This is a genomic window from Nostoc sp. CHAB 5715, assembly GCF_020829685.1.
Taxonomy (GTDB): Bacteria; Cyanobacteriota; Cyanobacteriia; order Cyanobacteriales; family Nostocaceae; genus Nostoc.
This window is the reverse complement of record NZ_JAIVFR010000574.1, coordinates 1-4,977: the sequence shown is the minus strand read 5'-3', so window position 1 is coordinate 4,977 and position 4,977 is coordinate 1. Positions and strand designations below refer to the sequence as shown.

The 4,977-nt window shown below is 43.2% G+C and carries 7 protein-coding genes and 1 pseudogene; 5 read left to right on the top strand and 3 right to left on the bottom strand.

The window, feature by feature from the left end:
- A partial coding sequence (locus tag LC574_RS26440; protein WP_229456538.1) for a ferrochelatase occupies nucleotides 1-789 on the bottom strand: 789 nt, incomplete at its 3' end.
- A 272-nt stretch (nucleotides 790-1,061) separates the two neighbouring features.
- On the opposite strand from LC574_RS26440, the gene LC574_RS26435 reads away from it, so the two are divergent.
- Nucleotides 1,062-1,655: a hypothetical protein gene (locus LC574_RS26435; RefSeq protein WP_229456536.1), complete on the top strand. Its 594-nt coding sequence runs from the start codon at nucleotides 1,062-1,064 to the stop codon at nucleotides 1,653-1,655.
- Nucleotides 1,656-1,880: 225 nt separating this feature from the next.
- Here LC574_RS26435 and LC574_RS26430 read toward each other — a convergent pair whose 3' ends face one another.
- Entirely contained in the window at nucleotides 1,881-3,077 is a 1,197-nt protein-coding gene (locus LC574_RS26430) for a Coenzyme F420 hydrogenase/dehydrogenase, beta subunit C-terminal domain (protein ID WP_229456534.1), read from the bottom strand.
- A 183-nt stretch (nucleotides 3,078-3,260) separates the two neighbouring features.
- On the opposite strand from LC574_RS26430, the gene LC574_RS26425 reads away from it, so the two are divergent.
- The 4 genes and pseudogenes from LC574_RS26425 to LC574_RS26410 all read left to right on the top strand — a co-directional run bounded on the left by LC574_RS26425 (nucleotide 3,261) and on the right by LC574_RS26410 (nucleotide 4,660).
- Nucleotides 3,261-3,461, top strand: coding sequence for a hypothetical protein (locus tag LC574_RS26425; RefSeq protein ID WP_229456532.1), 201 nt, complete (start codon nucleotides 3,261-3,263; stop codon nucleotides 3,459-3,461).
- 50 nt (nucleotides 3,462-3,511) lie between these two features.
- On the top strand, nucleotides 3,512-3,718 hold the full coding sequence (locus LC574_RS26420) for a type II toxin-antitoxin system HicB family antitoxin (protein ID WP_114085253.1): 207 nt from the start codon (nucleotides 3,512-3,514) through the stop codon (nucleotides 3,716-3,718).
- A gap of 31 nt (nucleotides 3,719-3,749) precedes the next feature.
- Nucleotides 3,750-3,881: pseudogene (locus LC574_RS38260) on the top strand (HNH endonuclease); the annotation flags it as partial.
- A gap of 128 nt (nucleotides 3,882-4,009) precedes the next feature.
- A complete protein-coding gene (locus LC574_RS26410) occupies nucleotides 4,010-4,660 on the top strand; it encodes a PspA/IM30 family protein (protein WP_229456531.1) in 651 nt (216 codons plus the stop codon).
- A 55-nt stretch (nucleotides 4,661-4,715) separates the two neighbouring features.
- Here LC574_RS26410 and tnpA read toward each other — a convergent pair.
- On the bottom strand, nucleotides 4,716-4,977 hold a 262-nt coding region (tnpA, locus tag LC574_RS26405), incomplete at its 5' end, for an IS200/IS605 family transposase (RefSeq protein ID WP_229456530.1).

Below are 4,977 nucleotides of genomic sequence, written 5' to 3'. Positions count from 1 at the left end.
GTCATGATTGAGCCAACCCACCGAGATTAAAGGATAACGATTAATCAACTTATCCCGAACTAAATCGTACAGCGCTTGACTTTCGGTAATCCCAGAAGTAAATCCTTTGGCTTTATGGGGACAGCCGTGGTTCATTAGCACAATGCCGATTTGAGAAGGTAGGTAAGCTGCGGCTAAATCGGTGGTAATTTTCTCCTCAACCAGATGAGCCATCAAATTGATGTAAGCTGGTTCGTTGAAGAAAGAAGGAATATAGCGCTGTGCTTTAACCCAGTGTTCTTCACCATCAGTCAACTCAACGAGAGCGTTGTTAACTTGCTCGATCGCAATCCCACTGGTAAAGATAGAATCAACAACCAGCAGTGGGTAAATCAGCAGCTTCTCGAAACCTTGGTTTTTGATTTCTGCTAAAACTTGATTGGGTAGGAAAGGGGCGCAGAAGTTGAAAGCCTTGAAAACTTGAACCTTATCACCCCATTTTTCTTGTAAATTCTTCTCAATCCCAGCCCGTTGCTGTTCAAAGATGGCATTGTGTGGGGAGATAAAATCGTGGTGTGTGTGTCCCCACTCATGGCGGTCAAATAGCGCCAAAAGCTTTGCCAAAGGGGGATAAATCCAGGTTGGCACTGGTGCGAACTTTGCTGTCAGTAGATTTAAAGCCTGTTCGTTATAGTTGGCGAAATCTTCGTAGCTTTCGACTTCGCCGTAGCCCATAAGCAGTACGGCTACACGGTCTTTACCTGATAGATGCTCGTGGGTGTGTTGTACTTTTTCCGGCGTGGCAACCACAATGAGTTCCTCAATATAACCAGAGTGCAGAGAGATTTGGAGTTAGAGAATAGTTTGCACATTTTCCCTACTAGTAACTTATTATCCCATCCAGGGGGATAGGATAAGTGCAAAAATTAAAATAATACATCAAAAGACGTACAAAACTTACGCAGGTCAATAAACTTCTTGCATAAATACCTAAACAGGGGCTGAAAGTATTGAAGTTGCCTAATATAAGCTGACTTATGCAAGAAGTCTAATGCCTAATACCCAATTTTTGGAATAGAGAGATGAGTATAATTATTTGCCCTGGAATCCATGAGCCAGAATTAACTGAAAGCTTTAGATTAGGATTGTTAGATGTAATTGCTAATAGCGCGATCGCTCCTAATGCCGCAAATATACTGATTTATCCGGGTAAAGATTTTTCAGTTTTATCAGCCTTGCACATTTTGCAGTTTTTGCGCGTTAGCGTAGCTCACCGCAGGTATCGCTTGACCGGCTCTTTAAAATCACCAATCATATTTATTAGCTTTAGTGCTGGCGTAGTTGGAGCAATAGGGGCAGCGCATTTGTGGCAACTCTTAGGTGGTCGTGTCAAAGCGTTTATTGCTATAGATGGATGGGGAGTACCACTACAGGGTAATTTCCCTATTCACCGGATGAGTCATGATTATTTCACGCATTGGAGTTCTTGTTTGCTAGGTTGTGGGCAAAATAACTTTTATGCAGAGCCAGCAGTCGATCATTTATCGATGTGGCGATCGCCCCAAATTGTACAAGGCTGCTGGGTAGATTCATCCATTGAAATTTCTCCACCCAAAGGTCGTCTGACAGCCACTGAATTTTTGCTTATGCTGTTAAAGCGCTATGAAGCAAATTAATCCGGACAATGGAGTAAGTAAACAGGAGTTAGGAGTGAGGAGTGAGGAGTTAGGAGTTAGGAGTGAGGAGTTAAGAGTGAGGAGTTAAGAGTTAGGATTTATTCTCCCCTCTGCCCCATGCCCAATGCCCAATGCCCCATGCCCAATGCCCAATGCCCCATCTACCCAAAGTATCTAATGTTTCCAACTGAACCAGCTGCTGTTAATAACGGGTTTAGCGCACTGCTAAAAAACCGTGGTTTTATGCTCCTGTGGATTGGGCAACTCTGGAACATGCGCTTCTAATTTCTCTGGATGATTTCGCTTCACATACAAATAATTTCGAGTAAAGTGAGAATCAATGGAAAACCGCGCATATTCTAAACCTTTGGGGCCGATTTTTTCGATGACCACACCCATGAGTTTTGCTGCCCACATGGGGAGGGTAACGCCTTTATCGTAAGCGGGAATACTTTGCTGTACAGCTTCCTTGCGGTTGCCTTTAGACATTACTGGTTGGGTGTCTAACTGGTCTTTCACCAAATCCAGCATTTCCTTACCTATTTCATTTCTAACTACAATCCATTGCCAGCCGAAGGGTGCGCCCATGTAGCCAACGACTAAATCGGCTAGGGAGTTGACGTAATCAAAGCAACTCATACAAGATGGGGCAAAGACATCTTTGAGTTGATTTGTCTTCAAGCCAAAGAAAGGCACTGTTTCAGATGAGCCATCCTCATGTTTGAAGTGAACCTGGAAGTCTTGCATGAATTCGTAATGCACAACTGTATCAGGTGAACGGCTGGTGGTTTCTAAGAATTTTTGCAGTCCGGCGCGGTTAACATTATCTACGCAGGGCGTACCCAAAACATACAACTTTTCTAAACCAAGTTGTTTTTCTACGGCTCGTAATGCCTGGATTTGACAACCAACACCAATTACTAATAGCCGCTTCATCCCCGATTTTTCTATCTGTTCCAACACAGAAAGGTTAGGCGAAAGCGTTGGTTTATTTACCCGCGCTGCTAGTATTTCTTCTGGAGTTCGGGCGATGATGGGCATGGGTTGAAAGCGGTCTTCTTTGGTGTTTTGCACACAGACGACACCTTCAACTATGCCGCCATTGAGCATTTCAATGGCAATGCTGCTAACAATACCCGTCCATTGTGCGCCTTCGATGGGCTGTTGTTTCCGCGCCGCCATCATATCTTGGTGAACACCAAAGTAGAGTTCATCAGAGTTATCGAGATGACGCGATCGCGTGTGCGTTTCTTCTTCAAGTTCGCCTATTTGCTGATTAATAAAAGCGCAGGCTTCCTTGACATAGTGAATATAGTATGTATCGCATAGTCCGCACTCGCTACAGAGTTCTTTAGCAGGGCGGCGGCTAGTAGGTTTTAAGGCCCTGGCTTTTTTGTGCTTGTTAGAATCAACTGAAGTCATATAAATTTTTTGTTTTATTTCAGGAATCGCTTTTATTACAATACCTTCACTGGCTATGAACTTCACGATAGAGATTGAACAAGAAGAGGATGGACGCAATAAGCAGAAGTGATTGGTTCTCCTGGGTCAAGATAATTAGTTGAGCAAGCTATAATTTGCTTAGATTAAAGGTGATGTATCCTTATGCTGACGCTTGAGCAAATTGAGTCCGCCATTCTTCAACTGTCACCTAACGAGTATCAGAAGCTCCTTGAATGGTTTGCTGATTTAGACTATCAACGGTGGGATGAACAATTAGAGAAAGACATTGCTGATGGTAAACTGGAAGCTTTTGCACAAGAGGCGATCGCTGAGTTCGAGGCGGGTAACTGTCGAGCAATTTGATGCATTTGTTTTATCCAGGAATCGCTTTTATTACAATCACTGGCTTACCTATGAACTTCACGATAGAGATTGAACAAGAAGAGGATGGACGCTTTCTGGCTGAAGTGATTGGTTTTCCTGGTGTACTGGCTTACGGTCAGACACCAGAAGAAGCAGTTGCTAGAGTTCAAGCATTAGCTCTGCGTGTGTTAGCAGATAAGCTGGAACATGGAGAAGTAACTCCAGAGCTAGTCAGCGTTTCATTTGCCGCAGCATGAGTGAGTGGTCTAGCATAAATGTGTTTCTTGTGGTAAAAGCCCACCAGAAGTCACTCTAGAAGTTGATCATAAAGAGCCATTTTCTAAAGGAGGCACTAACGACATTAGTAACTTGCAAACGCTGTGTTTTGACTGCAATCGTGGTAAAGGTGCAAGTAGCTGAATATAAAAGATAAAATCTTCGTCAAATATTATAGATAGCTCTTCAGTGAATTTACTGGAGGGTATTTGCTATTCTCAAAAGACTTTATGCTTTCTTCCTAGTTTGTTCCTCTTCAAAAACAAAAACCAGTGACACAAAACTCTAAAACAGGTGCAGCATTTATTGCAGGCGGAACCATAGCAGGTGCTGGTGTTTCCGCAACGGTAGGCGGGATGGGATTAGCAGGCGGATTTGGCGCTGTTGGTATTGGTGCAACTCCTATTGTTGGTGCTGGCGCTGTAGCTGGTGCAGCTGCTTATGGCGCTTTTAAAGCCATAGCAGAGGGAGATGCTGCTGCTTTCGCTACAATGGGAATTGGTGCAGTCGGGGGTGCTGGTGTTTATAGCGTCGTCGGTGGTATGGGTTTAGTCGCACCTAAAGTAGGGCTGGCATTTGGGATTGGTGCAGTACCGATGGCAGGAATTGGTGCAGTGGTGGGACTCGCCGACTATGGTATTGCCAAACTGTTAGACGAATCTGAAATTAGCGAAACTCCAGCACAGCTTTTTGAACGGATGAAAGAGAAAGTTTTGCTGATGGATGCCTATTCAGAAGCAGTGATAGAATTAGAAGCATTTTTATCTGGTGAGGATCTCAACCAAAAATTTGCTGTTTTGGAAGTCGAAGATGAGTTACAAGCACTTAAGGCTGAATTAAAGAAAAAATCAGAATTTGTTACCCCTAAACCTTCTACTCCCAATATTGAACGTATCGCGGCAGTCCCTACCCTCAACTCTTAGTAGGGTAGGGATTAGAGCGGGTTATTGGAACGAAGTGGAAATAACCAATCCATATTTATTCAGTTGGTGCATCTTGTTCTTTAATATATTGTTTTAATTTCTCAATCGGTGCGCCACCACTTGAAGCAACATAATACGAACTAGACCAAAATAAGGGTTTCCAATAAAACTTGTCAATATGCTCCTTAAATTCTTTGCGAACAACCCTACTGCTAGCAGATTTTAAACTAGAAGTAAAATCAGAAATATTGTTATCTGGGTGGTAATCTACCAACAAATGAACATGGTCTTGTTCACCTGAAAACTCTACCAAAATG